Annotated in this window: 16 protein-coding genes; 4 read left to right on the forward strand and 12 right to left on the reverse strand. The window is 65.2% G+C overall.

Annotation, left to right across the window (positions count from 1 at the left end; all coding sequences use genetic code 11):
• Positions 1–52: 52 nt before the first annotated feature.
• From trpB to LB557_RS15220, 4 genes are all read left to right on the forward strand, one after another.
• Entirely contained in the window at positions 53–1,303 is a 1,251-nt protein-coding gene (gene trpB / locus LB557_RS15205) for a tryptophan synthase subunit beta (protein ID WP_224643272.1), read from the forward strand.
• Between the two features lie 61 nt (positions 1,304–1,364).
• Positions 1,365–2,204 carry a tryptophan synthase subunit alpha gene (trpA, locus tag LB557_RS15210; protein ID WP_140615143.1) on the forward strand — a complete coding sequence of 280 codons (840 nt, stop codon included), beginning with the start codon at positions 1,365–1,367 and terminating at the stop codon, positions 2,202–2,204.
• A gap of 48 nt (positions 2,205–2,252) precedes the next feature.
• A complete protein-coding gene (gene accD / locus LB557_RS15215) occupies positions 2,253–3,179 on the forward strand; it encodes an acetyl-CoA carboxylase, carboxyltransferase subunit beta (RefSeq protein ID WP_224643271.1) in 927 nt (308 codons plus the stop codon).
• Between the two features lie 165 nt (positions 3,180–3,344).
• Entirely contained in the window at positions 3,345–4,670 is a 1,326-nt protein-coding gene (locus tag LB557_RS15220; RefSeq protein WP_224643270.1) for a bifunctional folylpolyglutamate synthase/dihydrofolate synthase, read from the forward strand.
• A 192-nt stretch (positions 4,671–4,862) separates the two neighbouring features.
• On the opposite strand, the gene LB557_RS15225 is transcribed toward LB557_RS15220, so the two are convergent.
• From LB557_RS15225 to LB557_RS15280, 12 genes are all read right to left on the reverse strand, one after another.
• Positions 4,863–5,144: a cupin domain-containing protein gene (locus LB557_RS15225; protein ID WP_015314367.1), complete on the reverse strand. Its 282-nt coding sequence runs from the start codon at positions 5,142–5,144 to the stop codon at positions 4,863–4,865.
• A 132-nt stretch (positions 5,145–5,276) separates the two neighbouring features.
• Positions 5,277–5,600: a thioredoxin gene (gene trxA / locus LB557_RS15230; protein ID WP_015314366.1), complete on the reverse strand. Its 324-nt coding sequence runs from the start codon at positions 5,598–5,600 to the stop codon at positions 5,277–5,279.
• A gap of 74 nt (positions 5,601–5,674) precedes the next feature.
• Positions 5,675–9,181 carry a double-strand break repair helicase AddA gene (gene addA, locus LB557_RS15235; protein ID WP_224643269.1) on the reverse strand — a complete coding sequence of 1,169 codons (3,507 nt, stop codon included), beginning with the start codon at positions 9,179–9,181 and terminating at the stop codon, positions 5,675–5,677.
• The gene (gene addB / locus LB557_RS15240) at positions 9,178–12,312 is read right to left on the reverse strand and encodes a double-strand break repair protein AddB (protein WP_224643268.1); all 3,135 of its coding nucleotides are present in this window, start codon (positions 12,310–12,312) and stop codon (positions 9,178–9,180) included. Before addB ends, addA begins: the two co-directional genes overlap by 4 nt.
• Positions 12,309–13,031: a nucleotidyltransferase family protein gene (locus tag LB557_RS15245; protein WP_224643267.1), complete on the reverse strand. Its 723-nt coding sequence runs from the start codon at positions 13,029–13,031 to the stop codon at positions 12,309–12,311. The genes addB and LB557_RS15245 overlap by 4 nt, the downstream gene beginning before the upstream one ends.
• Positions 13,032–13,033: 2 nt before the next feature.
• The gene (gene tsaE / locus LB557_RS15250; protein WP_224643266.1) at positions 13,034–14,545 is read right to left on the reverse strand and encodes a tRNA (adenosine(37)-N6)-threonylcarbamoyltransferase complex ATPase subunit type 1 TsaE; all 1,512 of its coding nucleotides are present in this window, start codon (positions 14,543–14,545) and stop codon (positions 13,034–13,036) included.
• Between the two features lie 8 nt (positions 14,546–14,553).
• Positions 14,554–17,094: a sensor histidine kinase gene (locus LB557_RS15255; protein WP_224643265.1), complete on the reverse strand. Its 2,541-nt coding sequence runs from the start codon at positions 17,092–17,094 to the stop codon at positions 14,554–14,556.
• A 187-nt stretch (positions 17,095–17,281) separates the two neighbouring features.
• Positions 17,282–18,682, reverse strand: a complete 1,401-nt coding sequence (gene ahcY, locus LB557_RS15260) for an adenosylhomocysteinase (RefSeq protein ID WP_140719127.1) — start codon at positions 18,680–18,682, stop codon at positions 17,282–17,284.
• A 192-nt stretch (positions 18,683–18,874) separates the two neighbouring features.
• Positions 18,875–19,171, reverse strand: a complete 297-nt coding sequence (locus LB557_RS15265; RefSeq protein ID WP_015314359.1) for an HPr family phosphocarrier protein — start codon at positions 19,169–19,171, stop codon at positions 18,875–18,877.
• A complete protein-coding gene (locus LB557_RS15270) occupies positions 19,168–19,569 on the reverse strand; it encodes a PTS sugar transporter subunit IIA (protein WP_140615127.1) in 402 nt (133 codons plus the stop codon). Before LB557_RS15270 ends, LB557_RS15265 begins: the two co-directional genes overlap by 4 nt.
• Before the next feature lie 164 nt (positions 19,570–19,733).
• On the reverse strand, positions 19,734–20,180 hold the full coding sequence (locus LB557_RS15275; RefSeq protein WP_224643264.1) for an HPr kinase/phosphorylase: 447 nt from the start codon (positions 20,178–20,180) through the stop codon (positions 19,734–19,736).
• Between the two features lie 24 nt (positions 20,181–20,204).
• Entirely contained in the window at positions 20,205–21,989 is a 1,785-nt protein-coding gene (locus LB557_RS15280) for a sensor histidine kinase (RefSeq protein WP_015314357.1), read from the reverse strand.
• Positions 21,990–22,040: the final 51 nt, after the last annotated feature.

Here is a 22,040-nt window from a genome sequence, read left to right on the forward strand (position 1 = left end):
GAACCGGTTTTCCGACAGGACATGCTCAAAGTACAGATCTAGGAGATCGGCGATGAACAAGCCGGCGACACCCAATTCCTTCCGCACCGGACCCGACGAACAGGGCATGTTCGGCATTTTCGGCGGTCGTTTCGTTGCCGAAACGCTGATGCCGCTGATCCTCGACTTGGAAAAAAACTGGAACGAGGTCAAGAACGATCCGGAATTCAGGGCCGAACTGACCGGTCTTTCGACCCATTATGCCGGACGGCCGTCGAAGCTCTACTTCGCCGAGGGCCTGACCAGGCATCTTCGTGAGGTTTCCTCGGCGAAGGGCCTCGGGGGCGGCGCGAAAGTCTATTTCAAGCGCGAGGATTTGAACCATACCGGTTCGCACAAGATCAACAACTGCCTCGGCCAGATCCTGTTGGCCAAGCGCATGGGCAAGAAGCGCATCATCGCCGAGACCGGAGCCGGCCAGCATGGCGTGGCGTCCGCCACGGTCGCCGCTCGCTTCGGCTTTCCCTGCGTCGTCTATATGGGCGCGACAGACGTCGCCCGCCAGAGCCCCAACGTCTTCCGCATGAAGCTGCTCGGCGCCGAAGTGCGGCCCGTCACCGCCGGTCACGGCACGCTGAAGGACGCCATGAACGAAGCCCTTCGCGATTGGGTGACCAATGTCGAGGACACCTATTATTTGATCGGCACCGCGGCTGGCCCGCACCCCTATCCGGAACTGGTGCGCGATTTCCAGTCGGTGATCGGAACCGAGGCGCGCGCGCAGATCCTCGAACAGGAGGGGCGGCTGCCCGACACCATCATCGCCGCCGTCGGCGGCGGGTCCAATGCCATAGGCATGTTCCATCCCTTCCTCGATGACAAGGAGGTTCGGATCATCGGCATCGAGGCCGGCGGGCGCGGCCTCGACGGCATCGAGCATTGCGCCTCGATGAATGCCGGCTCCCCCGGTGTGCTGCACGGCAACCGCACCTATCTCCTGCAGAATGCCGACGGCCAGATCATGGACGGCCATTCGATCTCGGCCGGCCTCGATTATCCTGGCGTCGGCCCGGAGCATTCCTGGCTGCGCGACTCCGGCCGTGTCGACTATGTGCCGATCCTTGACGACGAGGCGCTCGAGGCCTTCAGGCTGACGACCCGCGTCGAAGGCATCATCCCGGCGCTGGAATCCGCGCACGCCATCGCCCATGCGGTCAAGATCGTGCCCGCCATGGACAAGGACCAGATCGTCATCGTCAACCTGTCCGGCCGTGGCGACAAGGACGTCCACACGGTGGCCTCGATGCTGGGCATGGAGATCTAGGCCCTTTGGACCGTTCGACCTGGGAGTTGATTATGAGCAAAATTCGTCCAAAGGGCCTGACATGACAACCCGCATCGACCGCCGCATGGCGAAGCTGAAGGCCGAAGGCCGCCCGGCCCTCGTCACCTATTTCATGGGTGGCGACCCCGACTATGCAACCTCGCTGTCGATCATGAAGGCGCTGCCCGGCGCCGGCTCCGACATCATCGAGCTCGGCATGCCGTTTTCCGACCCGATGGCCGACGGCCCGGCGATCCAGGCGGCGGGCCTCAGGGCGCTCAAAGGCGGTCAGACGCTGGTCAAGACGCTGAAGATGGCGTCGGACTTCCGCGCCGGCGACGATGAAACGCCGATCGTGCTGATGGGCTACTACAACCCGATCTACATCTATGGCGTCGACCGCTTCCTGAAGGACGCGATCGCCAGCGGCATCGACGGGCTGATCGTCGTCGACCTGCCGCCGGAGATGGATGAGGAACTCTGCATCCCGGCGCTGAAGGCCGGCATCAATTTCATCCGGTTGGCAACGCCGACCACCGACGACAAGCGCCTGCCCAAGGTGCTGCAGAACACATCCGGCTTCGTCTACTACGTGTCCATGACCGGCATCACCGGCTCGGCGCTTGCCGACACCGGCAAGGTCGCCACAGCGGTCCAGCGCATCAAGGGTCACACCAACCTGCCGGTCTGCGTCGGGTTCGGCGTCAAGACCGCCGAACAGGCGCGCGTGATCGGGGCCAACGCCGACGGCGTGGTCGTCGGCACAGCGATCGTCAACGCGGTCGCGAACGTGCTGGGGCCGAAGGGTGAAAAGACCGCCGATCCGGCCGAGGCAGTCGCCACGCTGGTCAGCGGCCTTGCGCAAGGCGTGCGTTCGGCCCGCCTTGCTGCCGCCGAATAGTTTCCCTACGTCTTTACCCAACTCTTCGTCAGGACAGGAGCCGAAGCGATGAACTGGATCACCAATTACGTTCGCCCGAAGATCAATTCGATGCTCGGCCGGCGCACCGACATGCCCGAGAATCTCTGGATCAAGGATCCCGAGACCGGCGAGATGGTGTTCCACAAGGACCTGGAATCCAACCAGTTCGTCATCCCGTCTTCCGGCCATCACATGAAGATCTCGGCCAAGGAGCGGCTGAAATTCTTCTTCGATGACGGCAAGTACGAGACCCTGGACAATCCCAAGGTCATGCAGGATCCGCTGAAGTTCCGCGACGAGAAACGCTATGTCGACCGGCTGAAGGACGCCAAGGCCAAGACCGGCCTGGAAGACGCCATCATCAATGCGCTGGGGACCGTCGAGGGCTTGCCGGTGGTGGTGACGGTGCAGGATTTCGCTTTCATGGGCGGTTCGCTCGGCATGGCTGCGGGTGATGCCATCGTGCATGGCTTCGAGGTCGCCTTGCAGCGCAAGCGGCCGTTGATCCTGTTCGCCGCCTCCGGCGGCGCGCGCATGCAGGAAGGTATTTTGTCGCTCATGCAATTGCCGCGCACCACGGTTGGTGTTGATAGGCTGAAGGAAGCCGGCCTGCCCTACATCGTCGTGCTTACCAACCCGACCACCGGCGGCGTCACCGCCTCCTATGCCATGCTGGGCGACGTGCACATCGCCGAGCCCGGCGCGCTGATCGGTTTTGCCGGGCCGCGTGTTATCGAACAGACCATCCGCGAGAAATTGCCGGACGGCTTCCAGCGCTCCGAATATCTGATGGAGCATGGCATGATCGACATGGTGGTGTCGCGGCTGGAGCTGCGGGAGACCATCGCCCGCCTGTTGAAGATGCTGCTCAAGATGCCGGAAGAGCAAAAGCCTCTGGAACCGGAAATCCTGCCGCCGGCCGTGGTTGCCGCCGACGTCCGGCCGCAAGCTTGACGCTACACCGACCTAACGTGAGACTGGCCTGACGTGAGACTGGCCTGACGCGACATTGGCCGCCGCGAACAGCGATTGCGCGGCATCCGTTGCACGCTGTAGCCTTTTGATAGCCGTGGTCTTTGCGGGAGCGATTCTGGCTCCAGGCCATGCACGGGATTTGCCATGACGACGCTTGCCGCGGACCGCGAAATCGAAGCCCTGATGGCGCTTCACCCGAAGGGCTTCGATCTTTCGCTCGACCGCATCTCGCGGCTGTTGGAGCGGTTGGGCAGTCCGCAGGACCTGCTGCCGCCGGTCATCCACATCGCGGGCACCAACGGCAAGGGTTCCTGCGCAGCCTTCTCGCGGGCGCTGCTGGAAGCCTCCGGCCGGCTCGTCCATGTCCACACTTCTCCGCATCTGGTCAGCTGGCACGAGCGCTACAGGCTGGCCGCCGAAGGCGGGGGCAGGCTGGTCGACGACGACATCTTCGCGGAGGCCATTGCCCGCGTTGCCAAGGCCAATGCAGGCCAGAAGATCACCGTCTTCGAAATTCTCACCGCCGTCACCTTCATCCTGTTTTCGGAACATCCGGCCGATGTCGCGATCATCGAGGTCGGTCTTGGCGGCCGTTTCGACGCCACCAATGTCGTCGCGCGGCCGGCCGTGTCGGTGATCATGCCGGTGTCGATGGACCATGAGGCCTATCTCGGCGATCGCGTCGAACTGATCGCCGCCGAAAAGGCCGGGATCATGAAGCGTGGCTGCCCGGTGGTCATCGGCGCGCAGGAAAGCGAGACGGCGCTGCAGGTGCTGATCGACGCCGCCGAGCGGTTGGAATGCCCGACCCTGGTCTACGGGCAGGATTTTCTCGCTTTCGAGGAAAACGGCCGCATGGTCTACCAGGACGATGATGGGTTGATGGATCTGCCGCCGCCGCGGCTGCCCGGTCGCCACCAGTTCGCCAATGCGGCTGCTGCGATCGCCGCGGTCAAGGCGGCCGGCTTCGAGATCAGCCACCGCGCCGCCGAGAAGGCAATGACCAACGTCGCCTGGCCGGGCCGCATGCAGAAGCTGGCGCAGGGCCGGCTGGCGGAACTGGCGCCGAAGGGCGCCGACATCTGGCTCGACGGCGGCCATAATCCCGGCGCTGGCGTCGTCGTCGCCGAAGCGCTGGCCGAGCAGGAAGAAAAGAACCCGCGTCCGCTCTTCCTCATTTCGGGCATGATCAACACCAAGGACCAGGCCGGCTATTTCCGCGCCTTCAAGGGCCTCGTCCGGCATGTCTACACCGTGCCCGTGAGCATGAGCGATGCCGGTGTGCCGAATGACGAACTGGCGATCCGTGCCACGGAAGCCGGGCTGACGGCCGAGCCGGTAAGCTCCGTCGCCAGCGCCCTGATGCTGCTGCGCGACACCTGGGACGGCCCCACGCCGCGCATCCTGATCGGCGGGTCACTTTACCTGGCCGGCGCGGTTCTCGCCGAGAACGGCACGCCCCCAACCTGAGGCCGTCCATCGCCTCGTTATCCCAGGGCGTAGCGAGGAGCGAAGCGAAGCAGCGGTGCGGAATTTCCTTCAGCTGCATTCGTCGAGGGCCGTCACGGCACAGATACCAAGGTCTTCGCGACGGAGCTTCGCTCCTGCTTCGCCCTGGTATGACGAAGTTAAGGAGGCTTCGGTCAACGTCAGGATTGCCGCTTACTTCAGCTCAATCTCGATAAAAGCGTACTCGCCCTCATTGGCGCTGACGACGTCGTGTTCCACTCCCTCCTTGCGGAAATACGGCGCGCCTTTCTTCATCTCGGCGAAGGTTTCGCCGTCCTTGGTCACCAGCTTCAGCTTGCCGTCCATCAGTGGCACCACGACATAGTCGTGGCCGTGGCGATGCCAGCCGGTGTTGTCGCCCGGCTGGAAGCGGTACTCGGTGACGATGACGCGTTCGTTGTCGATGAAGACGGTGGCCTTGGCGGATCCGGTCATTTCTCTCTCCCTGCTTCTGCTGCCAACAGAGGACATGGAGTGGCCCGATGTGAGGGCCAGAGCGGCGCACCGATGACGCCAACAAAAAGCCCGGCGCGATGGCCGGGCTCAATGCTTCGAATTCAGATGGCATCAGGCGAGATTGCCGTTGACCCAGTGCGACAGTGCGGTCTTGGGCGCGGCGCCAACCTTGATGTCGGCCACTTCGCCGCCCTTGAAGATCATCAGCGTCGGGATCGAGCGCACGCCAAACTGGGCGGCAAGCTCGGGATTCTCGTCGATATTCAGCTTGGCGATCTTGACCTTGGCGCCGAGCTCGGTGGCGATGTCCTCAAGCGCCGGTGCGATCATCTTGCAAGGGCCACACCATTCCGCCCAGAAATCAACCACAACCGGTACCTGGGCATTAAGCACGTCAGCCTGGAAATTGTTCTTGTCGACCTTGACGGTGGTCATGCTGAAATCCTTTCGAAATTTTTCGTCCCACCAAATGTGGTGGTTGTCGCGCCCTTCTTCAAGCAGTTCTTGTGTCACGCTCCCGTGAGTCGGGCAAGGGCGTCGTCCATGGCCCGGGACGGCAGTTCGATCAGCCTTGGCGCTTCGGTGAACAGCAGGGCTGCCTTGACCTCCCGCCCGGGATAAAGCGGCTGCAGCAGGGCGCGATAGAGCGCGAGCTGAAGCAGATAGGCCGGCGGGACTTCCGCCAGGGAGGCGGGTGCGGGCCGGTTGGTCTTGTAGTCGACGATCGAGACCGCATTCGGGGTCACCGCCAGCCGATCGATCTTGCCCGAAATGGAGCGGATTTTGCCCTTGACCTCCAGGCTGCCCATGATCGCGACCTCGGCGCGCGAGGAGGGCGCGAACAGCTGACCGAGGCCAGGGTCGGCAAGGATGGCGATGACCGATGCCAGGGCCATTTCACGCTCGTCCTCGGACCACGCCGCACCCGTTCGGGAGAGATAACGCTTCGCAGCGTCCACCCGTGCGTCCTCGGCGATGCCGGGCAGCATCTGCAGCAGTTTGTGCAGTGCGAGCCCGCGCAGCACGGCAAAACCTGGCTCGGCAGCGGCGTCCAGCACCGGCGACGCCTTGTCGACCACCGCTTCCTTGCCTTCCTCGATCAGCGCCGAGGCGCCCGACGGCGACAGGGGACGCGGCAGGTCCTCGAAAGGCGGCAAGGGCCTGAACAGGGTCGTCGGCAAGGGTCCGAAAGCATCGGCCTGCCGTGCCTGTTCGCCCGGACTTGGCGCAACCGGCGGCAGTTTGGTGATGTGGAAACGGTAGACAGGCTCCCCGCCGGCAGGATGCGGACGCTGTTCGCTTTCGGGCGCGCCGCTCAGCGCGCGGCTGACGATCGAATGCCATGTGCCGGCGTTCGGCGCCCGCTTGCCGTGATAGCCGCAGACGATAAGCCGGTCCTCGGCGCGCGTCATGCCGACATAGAGCAGCCGGCGGTACTCGTCGTCGGCGAGTTCGCGGGCGCGAGCGGCGGCCGTCTTCGAGAAGCCGTTGGCGACGTCGCTGGCCGAACGCCAGAGATAGCCCCTGCCGTCCCAATGTCGGCCAGAGCCGTCGAAAGGCATCAGGCGCGGTAAATGCTGGTCGCTGAACGGGGCGGAACCGCCGTCGACCAGGAACACCACGGGCGCCTCAAGGCCCTTGGCCGCGTGCACGGTCATGACCCGGACCTCGTCACGGGTCTGATCCATCTCGCGCTTGATCTCGGGGCCGGCGTTTTCCAGTGTCGACAGGAAGGCTTCCAGCCCGGGCAGGCCAGTCCGCTCTTCGGCAAGGCAGAAGCTCAGGAACTCATCGAGAATATCGCCGGCTTCCGGCCCGAGCCGCGCGATCATCTTGCGGCGTACGCCATCGCGCGCCAGCAGGGCGGCATAGAATTCGAACACCGGCTTGAAGGCGGCCTCGTCAGCCCAGCCGTCGAGTTGCGCGACCACCGCCGCGAGCGTTTCGCTTCCGCCGGCATGCTGGCGTAGCGATGCCGCCAGCGACACGCCGGACGGCCGTTGCGCGGCGAGCGTGAACAGTGTCTCTTCCGGCAGGTCGAAGACCGGACTGCGCAGCAGAGCGGCGAGCGACAAATCGTCCTGCGGCTGGATCAAAAGGTGGCCGAGCGCGATCAGGTCCTTGACGGCAATATGGCCCGACAGGCTCAGCCGGTCGGCGCCGGCAACCGGGATGTCGCGGCGCTTGAGCGCGCGGGTCAGCGCGTGGACGAAGCTGTCGCGCTTGCGCACCAGCACCAGCACGTCGCCCGGCCGCAGCCGCTTGCCACGCCCCTCGATGATTTCCCCCTTGCCGATCCAGCCGGCAATGGTGGCCGCGACATTCTCGGCGACGCGTACCGCCGGCGCATGGGCATGATCGATCGCTTGCGCCCAGTCGTCGGGCTCGTCGACGGCCTCGGCGCCGATCGACGGCCAGACCTCGACATAGCCTGGCGCATCGGTGCGGATCGCCTTGTGGTTCAGCGGATCGGGATCGTGGCTGATGCCGCGCCGCACGATGGGGTCGGCAAAGACCCGGTCGACGGCGGCCAGCACATCGTCAGTGGAGCGGAACGACCAGGTCAGCTTGAGGTCGGCGAAGGACGCTTCGGCATCGCGCACACGCCCGGCGAACAACAACCGGCTGTCGGCGAAGGAGTCGGGTGCCGCACCCTGGAAGGAGTAGATCGACTGCTTCTCGTCGCCGACGGCAAAGACCGTGCGGTGGACCCGCTCGCGGGCGCCGAAGCCGGCAAAGAATTCTTCCGCCAGCCGCTTCACCACCTCCCATTGATCCGGGCTGGTGTCCTGCGCCTCGTCGAGCAGGATGTGATCTATGCCCTGGTCGAGCTTGTATTGCACCCATGGGCCGGCATCGGGCCGCGCCAAAAGGTTCACCGTGCGGGTGATCAGGTCGTTGAAATCGAGAAAGCCGCGGCCGCGCTTCAGCACTTCGTAGCGTGCGATCAGCCAGTCGGCGATGGTCAGGGCCGCGCGTGTGCCCTCCAGCATCCGGAATAGCGCCAGCCGGTCGACAGTCTCCATGATGGCGCTGGCGGCCGACACATAGCGCTCGGCCAGCTCAGGCAGCCGGTCGGTGAGCGCCTTTTTGAACGCCTTTGCCGGATCATAAGGATCGCCGTCGGTCTTGAGGAAGGCTCTTGCAAGCAACTGCAGCCGGCGGAGAGGGTCGCTCTCGGCGAAGGCCAGGCGCGCATAGGGCAGGATGTTGTTCAACACCGACCTGGCGTCGGTGGCTTCGGCTGCCTGGGCAAAGCCGGCAAAATAGTCCGGCAGGAAACCAGGCAGCGGCGATACAGATGCCGCTATGCCTCCGGCGGTCTGGCCGGGCTGGAAATGGAATTCATCGAACAGCGGCTGGAAGCCGTCACGCCCGACAGCATCGAGGAAATGACGCAACCCGTCACGCTTGCGCACGATCTCGCCAAGCAAGGCGTCGAGACCGGCTTCACCGCCGCGTTCCAGGATAGTGGCGAAGGCCTCCGCCAAAGTCCTGTCGCCGGCGGCGGAGATCATCTCGCGGCGCGCAGCGGCAAAAAGCGCGGCCTCCATCTGGCTGTCGAGCATTTCGAAATGGGCGGGGATGTTGGCTTCCAGGGGGAACTGATGCAGAACGGATTCGCAGAAGGCGTGAATGGTCTGGATTTTCAACCCGCCAGGCGTCTCCAGCGCCTCGGCGAACAGGCGACGGGCACGGCGCATGGTGTCGCGATCGGCCCGGCGCCCTTCCAGCTCCTCTATTCTGGCGGCCAGCTCCAGATCACCCAGCGATGTCCATTCCGACAGCGTGGAGAAAACCCGGTTCGACATGTTGGCGGCCGCGGCGCGCGTATAGGTCAGGCACAATATCTTCGAGGGATCGGTGCCGTTGAGCAGCAGCCGGATGACGCGCTGGGCCAGCACGTGCGTCTTGCCCGATCCCGCATTGGCCGACACCCAGGCCGAATTGCCGGGATCGGCGGCCCGGGCCTGGCTCGAAGCCGTATCGCTCGGGATCGGATAGGCTTTCTTCATGCCTCCCCTCCCTCATCCCCGGCGTCGCCGCCGGCGGACCATTCGAGCACGCGGGCGAGGTGGTCGTAATCGCCATCGGTTTCGCCTTCGCGAAACGGCAGCGCGCGCGACAGATAGCCGGTCGCCGGGTCGGCATAATGGATCAGCAGTTTTTCCAGCCGCGCCCAGGCCTCTTCGGCAAGATCGGCGGCGGTGCGTGGTTGGCGGTTGTGTTCGAGTATGGACTCCTCGAACACCTCGCCATTCGGCTTCAACCTGATGAAGGCCAGTTGCGACGGTTCGCGCGTGCCCAAATCCTTGAATGCGCCACGCCTGAGCAGCGCCCCTTCCAACGCCAGTTGCGGCGCCAATAGCGTATGGGCCTGTGCCTTGGAAGGCGAGGAACCCGTCTTGTAGTCCAGAATGTCCGCCATGCCGCCGGCCAGCAGGTCGACACGGTCGGCATAGCCAGACAGCGTTACGCCGGACTGTCCGACGACAGTCTTGCCGGCGCGCTCCTCGGCATGCCGCTGGACCACCGCGTCGGCGCGCGTTCGCTCCCATTCGATGATGTTGGTGGCGAGCTTTTCGAACCGCGGCCACCACACCGCCTCGACATCGGCGGGAAGCGTCGCCTCGGCAAAACAGGCGCGGCCGGCGGCGATGAGCCCGGCCAGTGCGTCCGGCGCGCGCGGGTCGGCCACCTCGGACGAAAAGAGATGCAGGATGGCGTGAAACAGCGTGCCGCGCTCCGCCGCACCCGGATCGCGGACGAGCGGATCGAGCGGCGTCAGGCCAAGGATCCTCCGGGCATAGACAGCGTAGGGGTCGCGGCGCAGCGTCTCGATCTCGGTGACGGAGAAATGCGTCGGGCGGACCGAGAGCGGTGGCTTCGGCTGCGGCCGTGGCGCGAAATCCCGCTTCGGCCCCGTGTCGAGCGCGCGCGCCCAGGCGAGCAGCTCATCGCCGCGCCGGCGCAGTGCCGCCGCCTGATCGTTGCCGATGAAGGTGAGCAGCCGCTGCAACCAGCGCGACGGCACGGCGGGCGCGTCGCCGGCACGCGCCGAGCGGGCCAGCACCACATGTCTCGCGCCCATGGCCATCTGGAAATCATGCGCGGCAAGCCCGATGCGCCGCTCCGGCGGTTCTAGGTCGATGCCGGTCTTCATCAGCCGCGACATGAAGCGGTCGCTCTCCGGCTTGCGCGGCCAGACCCCTTCGTTGAGCCCGCCGATGACCAGCGTGTCGACATCCTGCAGCCGCGCCTCCAGGGCGCCCCAGATGGCGATGTTCCTGTCGGTGCCTTGCGCTGGCTTGACGGTCTCGGGCGCGATCAGCGCCTCCATCACATCGGGCCATTCGATTGCCGCGAACGACAGCGGCGCCGAAGCCGCGACCAGCCCGCGCAGCAGTTCGGCGAGTTTTTCGCCGGCATCGCCGGCGTAGAGTTCGCCAAGACCACCGTCGGCGGAACGGCCGAGATTTTCCAGGGCAACGACGCTGGCTTCGACCAGCTCGGCAAGGCCGGCCTCCGCCTGGCCGCGAAAGGCCGAAAGCGGCGCCAGCGCGTCAGCCAGGCGTGCGAGAAGGGTCCGCGCAACCTCAATGGAGCGCACGGTCAGGCGGGCAAACCAGAACGGCGGCCGGCTGCCGTCGCCTAGCCCGGTGAGGCGGGCCTCGAAAAGATCCGGCAGCGAAGCGATGTCGGGGCGGCCGGTGCCGCCGCGCAGCGTCACCAGTTCGACCAATTCCGCCGCGTGGCGCACGGTGACCCGTTCCAGACCCAGGCCAAGCAGGGGATGCTTGAGCAGCGACAGCAGGCCGACCGGATCGCCCGGCCGGAACACCGCTTCGAGCGCCAGCCTGAGCAGGCTGGCCGCCGGCGTGTTGGACAGCGGCGTGCCGCCGGAATCGTCGGCAACGACACCGAAGCGCTTGAGCTCGACCGAGACGCGGCGTGCCAGCGCGCGGTCGCCGGTCACGAGAGCGGCCCTTTGGCCGGGTTCTTCCACTGCCTGCTTGAGCGCGACGGCGATCGCGACGGCTTCGTCGCGCTCGCTTGCCGCCTCCAGCAGCGTCACGTCGGCGAAAGCGCCGGCGATATCGGACGCTGAAAACCCGTTTCGTGTTTCCGCCCACAATTCCGTGGTCTCGGCCGGCCGCAGCGCCTCGCCGACAAGGGCGGCGCGGCGCGCGAGCTTCGGCTCGGCCGCACCGATCTCCTCGACATCGCCGCGCAGCACGCCGATCTTGCCGATCAGCTTTGCCAGGCCGTATTGCGGATGGCCCAGCACGGCTGGACGCGCGCCGGGAGCGACGAGAGCCTGGAAGGAGGCTTCGTCGAGCATCTGGTCCAGGCCGGGCAGCACGATGGCACCGCCGGACAGGCCGGCGATGGTCGCAAGCAGTTCCGCCGTGGCGGGTATGGAGCCGGTGGACCCCGCGGCTATGACCGGCCCGGCGGGTGGATTGCGCCGTAGCCGCGCCGCCTCGGCACGGATCAGGGCGCTGCGATGCGCGGCTGGGTTGGAGCGGTCGCTCTCTGCGAGGAATTTCGGCCAGGCATCGGTGACGATGCCGAGGAATTCGAGCGTGACCTGCCACCATCCGGCAAGGTTGCCACTGACGAGGCCGGCAAGTTTGGCCCAGTCGGTGCCTTCCGTCTCGATCTCGTCCATCAGCCCGGCCAGATCGCGCGCCAGCCAGATCGCGTCGGCGGTGGAGGCTGGGACGACGATCTCCTCGGCGAAGAGGGCCGCGACATGGGCGGGCAACCGGCGTTTCCACGCCCGCACCAGCGGCGTCAGCAGCAACAGTCGCTCGGTGGCGGCGATCGGGGGCGCGAGATCGATTGCCGCCGATGGATCGGCCTCGAATGCGGCCTCATCCTCGTCGAATTCGCCGAGCGGCCGGATCACCGGCAGGATCGCCGAACCCCCGCCGCCACGCGCCTTCAGGCTGTCGACGAAGACGCCGCGCAATGCACGTGCCGCCCGGCGCGTCGGCACATAGATGGTAACATCGGCCAAAGCGAGGGGGTCACCGTCGAACCGAAACCCGGGGACAAGGCGGCCGTCAAGCAGCGCCTCGGCCAGCGTCGGCAGAAACGGCGCTCCGGAGGGAATGGAGAAAACGCGGCTTGAGCCGCTCATTGCGATCCGATGAGTACGCCGGCCACTGCGTCTTCGGCGAGCGGAATGGCATCGGGCGTGCCGACGGTTATCCAGTGGCCATGCATCGGCATGCCGAACAGGCGGCCGCCGGCAATCGCCTTGTCGAAATAGGCATTGAGCGAATGCGGTTCGGCGGGTGCGTTTTTGAACAGGCGCGGATGGATGATCGCGGCGCCGGCATAGATCAGGCCAGCGGGATCGCCTTTCGAACGCCGCAGGGCACCATCCGGCTCCACCAGGAAATCGGTGCTGCCACAGTGCCCTGTCGCCTGATGGAGATCCGCCAGCATCAGCAGAATATCCATTTTCGCGGCGTCCCATGCAAGGGCAAGCCGCCCGAGATTGAGCGGGCCGTGGTCGATCCAGAACGTATCGGCGTTGAGGATGTAGAACGGCTCCTGGCCGAGCTCCGGCAGCGCCTTGACGATGCCGCCGGCGGAATCGAGCAGCCGGCCGCTCTCATCGGAAATGACGACGCGCGGCGCGCGGCGGGCGGCCACATGAGCGACGATCTGTTCGGGAAGGTAATGGACATTGACCACCGCCTTGCCGACGCCGGCCGCCGCCAGGCTGTCGAGGCCCCAGTCGAGCAGCGTCTTGCCGGCGATGCGGACCAGCGGCTTGGGGATAGCGTCGGTGATCGGCCTCATGCGCTTGCCGAGCCCGGCGGCAAGGACGATGGCGGTGTCCGGTTTCATTGTCACAGCGCTCGTTCCTCCAGCAGCCCGTGCGCGCTATAGAAATCCCGCAGGTCGGCGAGCGTGGGATGCGACAGCGCCCGCCTGAGATAATCGCGGATGCGCGGCAGGTGCCTGAGATAATAGGGTTTGCCGTCACGTTTTTCGAGGCGCACGAAAATACCCAGAATCTTGGAATTGCGCTGCGCGGCCATGATTGCATAGGCTTCGAGGAAGCTTTCTTCGTCGAAGCCGCCCGCTGCATGACGTGCGGCGACATAGGCGTCGAGCGTCCGCTTCTCGATCTCGGGTGCCATTGTGACGCGAGCGTCCATGGCGAGCGAGGCGACGTCATAGGCGCAAGGCCCGATCAGCGCGTCCTGGACGTCGACGATGCCGAGCCGGTCGAGGCCGGACCGCTCGCCGCGCCAGATGATGTTAGGCGAGTGGAAGTCGCGCAGCATCAGCGTGTATTCGCTGCCTTGCAGCCGGTCGAGAAGCGCGTTCCATGTCTTGTGGTAGCCGGAACGCAGCGCCTCGCTTGCCTGCTCGCCCGCTATCGCCGGCACATACCAGTCGATCAGCAGGTCGGCCTCGATCAGCATGGCGTCGCGATCGAAGGGCGGCACGTCATGAACGACGCCGGGAGCCGCCTCCATGCGGTGAGGCCAGGCCTTGCCGTGCATCACGGCAAGCAGTTCGGCCGCCGCCTCGTAGCGTTCGGCGACCGGCTCGCCATTGCCGTCGAGGAAACCTTCCGAGCCCAGATGCTCGAGCAGCAGGAAACCCTGGTCGAGATCCTGCGCGTCGATCCTGGGCACCGCGACCCCGGCGGCCAACAGCGCACGGTCGATGGCGACGAAGGCGGACACCGATTGCGCCGTATGGGCAATCACGGCATACGGTTTGCCGTCGCGCACGGGCGGGCCGAGTACCAGCCGCGGCGAGTTCATCAGCACGCGCGGCGCCTCGCCGGCAAGCGTTACGATCTCGTAGGAGCGGGCCGAGGCATCGCCGATGAAATGCCGGCGCCGCGCTTGCCCCCAGCCGGCGCTCTCCAGAAAGCCGCGCATGGCCAGCGAGCGCGCGACACGGTCGAAGGTAACGCCTTGCCCCGACAGTCGGGCCAGCCGGCCCTCGCCATGCTGGACGAGCTCGATCAGCACCGTCGCTTTGGGCAGATAGCCGTCAGCCCGTTCCGGCCATTCGATCAGGGCGGCACCTTGCGCCAGCGCCTCCTCGAAGCCGAGTTCGTCGAGCTCGGCCGCCGAGGACAGGCGGTAGAGATCGAAATGGTGAACCGGCACGCGGGTATCGTAGCTCTGTACCAGCGTGAAGGTCGGGCTCGGCACTTCGAGACCGGCATCGTCGGCCAGTGCCCGGATCAGTGCCCTTGCCAGCGTCGACTTGCCGGCGCCGAGATCGCCCTTGAGCGCCAGCACGTCGCCCACGCGCAGCGCCAACGCCAGATCCTCGCCCAGCCGCGCTGTCTGGGTCTCGTCGGCGAGCAAACGCTCCAGCACCGGTTCCGTCATCGAGCGCGCTACTCGGCCGCTGCGCGGATGCCCGGCATGTCGGGAAAGGTGCAGATGACGGTCGTGCCCTTGTCCTTGCCGGTTTCGATGCGAACGGCGCCGCCATGCAGTTCGACAAAGCTCTTGACGATCGACAGGCCGAGGCCAGCGCCGCGCCGGCGCCCGCCATTGGCGCGCGGTTCGAAGCGGCGGAACACCGAATCGAGCACATCGGGCGGCATCCCGGGTCCGTCGTCGTGAACCGAGAACTCGACCCCGTCCGCCAGCTGGCGGCAGGCCAGCCGGATGGTGCTGGCCTCCGGCGCGTAGTTGGCGGCGTTGCTGAGCAGGTTATAGAGGATCTGGCGGATGCGCGTTTCGTCGCCATGGAACGTCTTCGGCGCCGCGGCGGCATCGACCGCGAGCCGGATCGAATGCTCCTCCAGCCGGTCGGCGACAAGCTCGGCGGCAGCCGCGATGGTGCGGTCGACATGCACCTCGGAAATGTCGAGCTGCATGATGCCGGCATCGACGGTCGCCAGGTCGAGTATGTCGTTGACGATGGTCAGCAGCACCGAGGAGGACGAGCCGACATGTTCGACATACTCGCGCTGCTTCTGCGTCAGCGGGCCGGTCGCCGGCAGCGACAGCAGCTCGGTGAAGCCGATGATGTTGGTCAGCGGCGAACGCAGTTCGTAGGACACATGCTGGACGAAGTCGTTCTTGAGCTGGTCCGATTTCTCCAGCGCCTCGTTCCTGTCCTTGAGCGCACGTTCGACATGAACGCTGTCCGTGACGTCGACGAAGGTCATCATCACCTGCCCGTTGGGCAGCGGAATCACGGCGTAGCGCAGCACGGTGCCATTGTTGAGCTCGGTCTGGCCGTGGCGCTCGCGGCGCTCGTCGTCGAAGCCGGTGATGGCGGCGACAAAGCCGGGCCAGGGGCTCTCGACCGCCTGCCGATCTGAGAGCTCGCGTATGGTCGATACGTGCACATTGGGCTTGGCGACTTCCGTGCCCAACCCCCACAGCGTGGCAAAGGCCGGGTTCGACAGCCGCAGCCGGCCATCGGGACCGAACACCGCCACGCCTTCGGCCAGATTGTCGAGCGTTTCGCCCTGGACCCGGACCGCGGTGCGGTAGCGGCTTTCGAGATCCATCTTCTCGGTCAGGTTCTCGAACACCCAGGTGACGCCGCCCTTGGGTTGCGGGTTGGCGACGACGCGGATGGTCTTGCCGTCCGGCAGGTGCCACCAGTGTTCCTGCGATTCGACCGCACGATAAGCGCCGAGCAGGCCTTCCTTCCAGCGGCGCCATTCCGGCTGTTCGGCGATCTTGCCCTCGCTGCGCAGCCGGTCGAGCAAAAGGGCGTTGTCGGGCGCGCTGTGCAGGAAGCCGCTGTCGAGCCCCCACAGTTTCTGGAAAGCCTGGTTGAAGAAGCGCAGCTTCTCGTTCGTGTCGAAGATGGCGACTGCCGTGTTGAGCTGGTCGAGCGTATCGGCATGGCTGCGCACGGTCCGCTCATATTCGCCGCGGATGGCCTCGATGGCGCTGGTGTCGCAGGCAAGGCCGGCCGAACCGTCGGCGCCGGCAAAGTCGGTCACGGCAAACACGCGGCGGTCGCCTTCGATCACCGTCGAAAGCGATTGCTCGAACACCGGATGCGATTTGTGCTGGGCGGCGATGGCCTCGCGCGCCTGGCCGCCGAGGAACTCCTGGGCGTCACGCACGGCGGCTTCAGCGTTCTCGGCTTCGACCGCGTCGGCATAGGCCCGGTTGACCCATTTCAGCCGGCCATGCTCGTCACGCAGCCATGCCGGCATCTTCAGCGCCTCGAGCAGGCCGATCATCGTGTCATGGTCGGCGGCCAGCCGCTGGTTTTCGATCTTGAGCCGGGCCTGGCTGCGCTGTGTCTCGGACAGCGAGACAAACCGCACCAGCACATGGGCCGCGCTCTTTCGGCCATGCACTTCCAGCGGAGCGCCGGCCTGCGATTCCACCACCAGGTCGAACGGTCTGCCTTTTTCCCGCAAACCCGTCACGGCATGTTCGAGTGCCGCCGCCGAGCGCGGCATCAGCCAGCGCCCAAAGGCGAGGAATGCGGCCCGTTCCTCCGGCGCTCCGCTTTCGGTCGGCAATGTGCCGATGAGCTCGGGTTTCTTGTTTTCCGAGGCCCAGACGACCACACGCTGGTCGCGCAGATTGAGCAGCGCTTCCGAACGTCGCAACGCTGCGCTGATATCGGCGACGCGGCTTCTCAGCTCGACATTTTCCGCCGAGGTGCGCGCGCGTTCGCGAATGAGAACGATGGCCGAAAGGAATGCCGCTCCCATCACTCCGGCAAAGACGGCTAGCTGCATGACCTCGATCGTGCTGACCGAAAGGCCGACCGCCACTTCGGCGCCCTGGGCGCATGCAACCCCGCCAAGCAGCGGACCGGCAAGTGTGGAGCCGGCAAGCAACAGCCCCGCGCGGCCACGCCACGAAGGGCGCCGCGAGCCAGTGGTCCCCGAATCCTGATGGCCGCCGGAAACGGCCTGTCCCGCGTGAAGCGGGTTTTCCCCCGGCATGTCTTGGTCCTCTTCGCCGCCTGAATGCAAGACCGCCCTGACGCGTGCGCCGGTCCTCGCCCCTGGACCCGCGAATCACAACAATAGCGCCTGCTGGAATCGGCGTGAAGAATCATTCGGCGCAAAAAAATGCCGGGCGAAAAGTCAATCGCCCGGCATCAATATCTTGTAGCAAATTCGGCTTTGGTTAATAGCGGTAGTGTTCCGGCTTGAACGGCCCCTGCGGCGTGACGCCGATATAGGCGGCCTGCTCGCCCGACAGCTCGGTCAGGCGGGCGCCGAGCTTGTCGAGATGCAGGCGTGCGACCTTCTCGTCGAGATGCTTGGGCAGCACATAGACCTGGTTCTGGTACTGCTCGCCCTTGGTGAACAACTCGATCTGCGCCAGCACCTGGTTGGTGAAGGAGGCCGACATGACGAAGCTCGGGTGGCCGGTGGCGTTGCCGAGATTGAGCAGGCGGCCTTCCGACAAGAGGATCATGCGCTTGCCGTCCGGGAAGGTGATCATGTCGACCTGCGGCTTGACGTTGGTCCACTTCAGATTGCGCAGCGACGCAACCTGGATCTCGTTGTCGAAATGGCCGATGTTGCCGACGATCACCATGTCCTTCATCGAGCGCATGTGGTCGAGGGTAACCACATCCTTGTTGCCGGTGGTGGTGATGACGATGTCGGCGGTCGGTGCCGCATCTTCCAGCGTGACCACTTCAAAGCCGTCCATCGCCGCCTGCAGCGCGCAGATCGGATCGACCTCGGTGACCTTGACGCGGGCGCCCGCGCCCTTGAGCGAGGCCGACGAGCCCTTGCCGACGTCGCCATAACCGCAGACGACCGCGACCTTGCCGGCCATCATCGTGTCGGTGCCGCGGCGGATACCGTCGACCAGCGATTCCTTGCAGCCGTATTTGTTGTCGAATTTCGACTTGGTGACCGAATCGTTGACGTTGATGGCCGGGAAGGGCAGCAGGCCCTTCTTCTGCAACTGGTAGAGCCGGTTGACGCCGGTCGTCGTCTCTTCGGTGACGCCGCGGATCGCTTCCTTCTGCTTGGTGAAGAAGCCCGGCGAAGCCTTCAGCCGCTTCTTCACCTGGGCGTAGAAATATTCCTCTTCCTCGCTCTGCGGATTGGACAGCACGTCCTCGCCGGCTTCGGCACGGGCGCCGATCAAGATGTACATGGTGGCGTCGCCGCCATCATCGAGGATCATGTTGGAGAGGCCGCCATCGGCCCACTGGAAGATCCTGTCGGTGTAATCCCAGTACTGTTCGAGGCTCTCGCCCTTGACGGCGAAGACCGGAATGCCGGTCTCGGCGATGGCCGCGGCGGCGTGGTCCTGGGTCGAGAAGATGTTGCAGGAAGCCCAGCGGATGTCGGCGCCGAGCACCTTAAGCGTCTCGATCAGCACCGCCGTCTGGATCGTCATGTGCAGCGAGCCGGTGATGCGCGCGCCCTTGAGCGGCTTCTTGGCCCCGAATTCCTCGCGGCAGGCCATCAGGCCCGGCATTTCGGTTTCGGCGATATCGAGTTCCTTGCGGCCCCAGCCGGCAAGAGAGATGTCGGCGACCACATAGTCCTTGCTACCCGTCATGGCAGTGCTCCGATGCGAATTGTCTTGCTGTGAATTGATCGTTTGGCTTGCGAATTGGTTGCGGATGCGCCCGCGCCGGTCGGCGCGTCGAAGGGCGCGAATTGCCGGCCTGACTAGCAGATCGGGCTTCGCACGACAATGGGATATAAAGAAATCTTTATTCGTGCATGTCTCGGATGGCTGACTTCCGGGTCAGCACTCCTCGCCGAAACGGGAGGCGACGAGCTGCTCCAGCGCGTCCATGACCTCTAGCGCCTCCGGGCCGCTGGCGGTGACGCGGATCGAGTATCCAGGGCTGGCCGCCAGCATCATCAGGCCCATGATCGAGGTGCCGCCGACCTTGACGCCGTCCTTCTCGACATGGACCGAAGCGTTGAAACCGCTGGCAAGCTGGACGAATTTCGCCGAGGCGCGCGCATGCAGGCCGCGCTGGTTGACGATCGGAAACTCCCTGACGATCTGGTCCTTGTCAGGCGACAGCGTACTCATTTGCTGCTCAAAAGCTGGCTGGCGACGTTGATGTATTTGCGGCCCGCGGCTTGCGCTTCATCGAGCGCGGCCGCCATGTTGTCGCCCTTGCGGATCGACGACAGCTTGATCAGCATCGGCAGGTTCATGCCGGCGATCACCTCGGTGCGGCCGGACTCCATTACCGAGATGGCAAGGTTGGACGGCGTGCCGCCGAACATGTCGGTCAACACGATCACACCCGCCCCCGTATCGACACGGGAGACGGCGTCGACGATGTCGCGGCGACGCTGCTCCATATCGTCGTCGGCACCGATCGCCACGGTTTCGAAATTGTCTTGTGGCCCGACGACATGTTCGACGGCATGTCTGAACTCGGTGGCCAGTTGACCGTGCGTTACAAGCACGAGTCCGATCATTCTTTGGTGGCTCCCGTCATCGCCGCTTCACAGGCGCATTTTATGCTCGCCAGCCAATCCAGGCGGCGGGAGCGCTATCTTGTCGACGCGCGGCCCGTTGACAAGCCCAAAATTGCGCCGGCCCACGCCATTTTGACGCATTGCAGCAAAAAACCCAGCGCGGATCATAGAAAAGGCGGGATCGACAGCCGCGCCATCACGGCGAGCAAGGCGGCCGCGACATTGCGCTCGGCCAGATCGATGCGCGCCATCGCGCAGCCGGCGATATCGTCGCTTGCATCCTCCTGGAAGCGTGCGATTTCGCCGGCCGGCAACAGGCGCACATGCAGATCGACGACGCAGGCCGGTTCGAACGGCAGGGCCCGTGGCCCATGTCCCGGCACCTCGGCAAGGCCCCCGATGGTGGCGGGCGCCCGGCACACCAGCCGCCCGGCATGGGCTTCGACGAAGAGCTGATCGTCGCCGACCAGCCGCGAGAACAATCCGCGTTGCAGGCAATGGCTGATCAGCGTCAGCGCCAGCGTTGTCTTGCCCGACCCGGATGAGCCGCTGATGAGAATGCCGCTCTCGCCGATCAGCAGCGCCGTGGCGTGTATGTTGTCAGGCCGCACGTCGCGATCCCTGGCGATTGGCGGTCATCCCTCGGCCGGGAGCGTCACGACGAAGCGTGCGCCCTTGATCTCGCCGGGCTTGGTGCCTGGTATGTTTTCGGCGGTCAACGTACCCCCATGGGCCTCGACGATCTGCCTGGAGATGGACAGGCCAAGGCCGGAATTCTGGCCGAACGCCTCGCCGGCGGGCCGGTCGGTGTAAAAACGTTCGAAGATGCGGTCGATGGCGTCGGCGCGGATGCCGGGACCGTTGTCGTCGACGGTTAGGATGTTGAACTTGCCGGCGCGCGCCAGCGACAGGCTGATGTGGCCATGGTCCTCGGGGACGAAGGAACGGGCGTTCTCGATCAGATTGGTGATGACCTGACCGATGCGCAGATCGTGACCGACGACGACATAGCCCTTGGCGCCCTGCGGCAGCTTGGCGACTTTGAGCTCGATCTCGACCGCCTTCTTGTTGCGCGTGGTTTCACGCGAAACAGCGACGAGGTCGGTGACGAATTTCTTCAGGTCGACGGTGCCGGCATCTTCGCGCGCCAATTCCGCATCGAGGCGCGAGGCGTCGGAAATGTCGGTGATGAGGCGGTCCAGCCGTTTCACGTCATGCTGGATGATCTCCATCAGGCGCGCACGGGAGGTGTCATTCTTCGCCAGCGGCAATGTTTCGACGGCACTGCGCAACGACGTCAGCGGGTTCTTCAACTCGTGCGAGACATCGGCCGCGAAGCTTTCGATCGCCTCGATGCGCGCATAGAGCGCGTTGGTCATGTCGCGCACGGCAATCGACAGATTGCCGATCTCGTCCTGGCGGTCGGAAAAGTCGGGGATTTCCTCGCGACTCTTGACGCCGCGACGCACCCGTACGGCCGCCGCCGACAGCCGGCGCAGCGGGTTGGCGATGGTGGACGCCAGAAGCATCGACAGGATGGCTGTGACGAGCGCCGCGATGCCGAAGACGCGCAGGATCGCCTTGCGTTCGGCGGCGACGATCTTGTCGATATCACCGCCTTCGGTCGACAGCATCAGCACGCCGAGCACGGCGCGAAAACGCTGGATCGGCACCGCCACCGAGACGATCTGCTCGCCCTGTTCCGAGACGCGCACGATGGTCGACGGACTGCCCGTCAATGCCTTGACCACTTCCGGGAAGGCGGCGCCGTTGCCGCCGGGCTGTTCGTGATAGACCGGCAGGTCGGTGTTGCGGAAGAAGTCGAAGATGAATTTCTGGACGCGCTCGACAAGGTCGGGCTCCTCCTCCTCGACCGGCGGCAGGTCGTAGCGCAGGATCTGACCGCGCGAATAGAGATGGCGCGAATCGAGCAGCAAATTGGCGTCGCGGTCATAGATGCGGGCTCGGGTGCGGGTCGGCGAGATCAGCCGCCGCAGGACCGGCGCCACGCGCTCGGGATTGATCGGAAAATCCAGATTGTCGAGTTGGTCCGAGCCAGGGCCCAGGCTTTCGCCGGCCTGCAGCTCAAGCAGTTTTTCCGGGTCGATGCTGATCGAATCCGTCTCGACCGTCGCCGACGCCGCAATCGCGCCGGCGATGATTTCGCCCTGCGTCATCAGGCTTTCGACGCGCGCGTCGATCAGCCCGTCGCGGAAGGTGTTGAGATAGAGGATGCCGGTGACGAGCACCGCCAGCCCGGCGAGATTGAGGAAAAGAATACGCCGCGTCAGGCTGGAAAAGATATGGTGGCCGAGGAAGCGGCGCATCGGCACCGTGATTTTCGACACGAAGGAAGGCATGATGCGCGACGGCCGCCTGGCGGCGCCCGCCGGTCTTGTTCGCTGTGCTTCCACTGCCATCGAACAGCAGCTCCCGCTAGTCCCAGGTTTGATGTATGTCGCAGCTCCACA

It is taken from the genome of Mesorhizobium sp. BR115XR7A, from assembly GCF_020165315.1.
Classification (GTDB): Bacteria; Pseudomonadota; Alphaproteobacteria; order Rhizobiales; family Rhizobiaceae; genus Mesorhizobium; species Mesorhizobium australicum.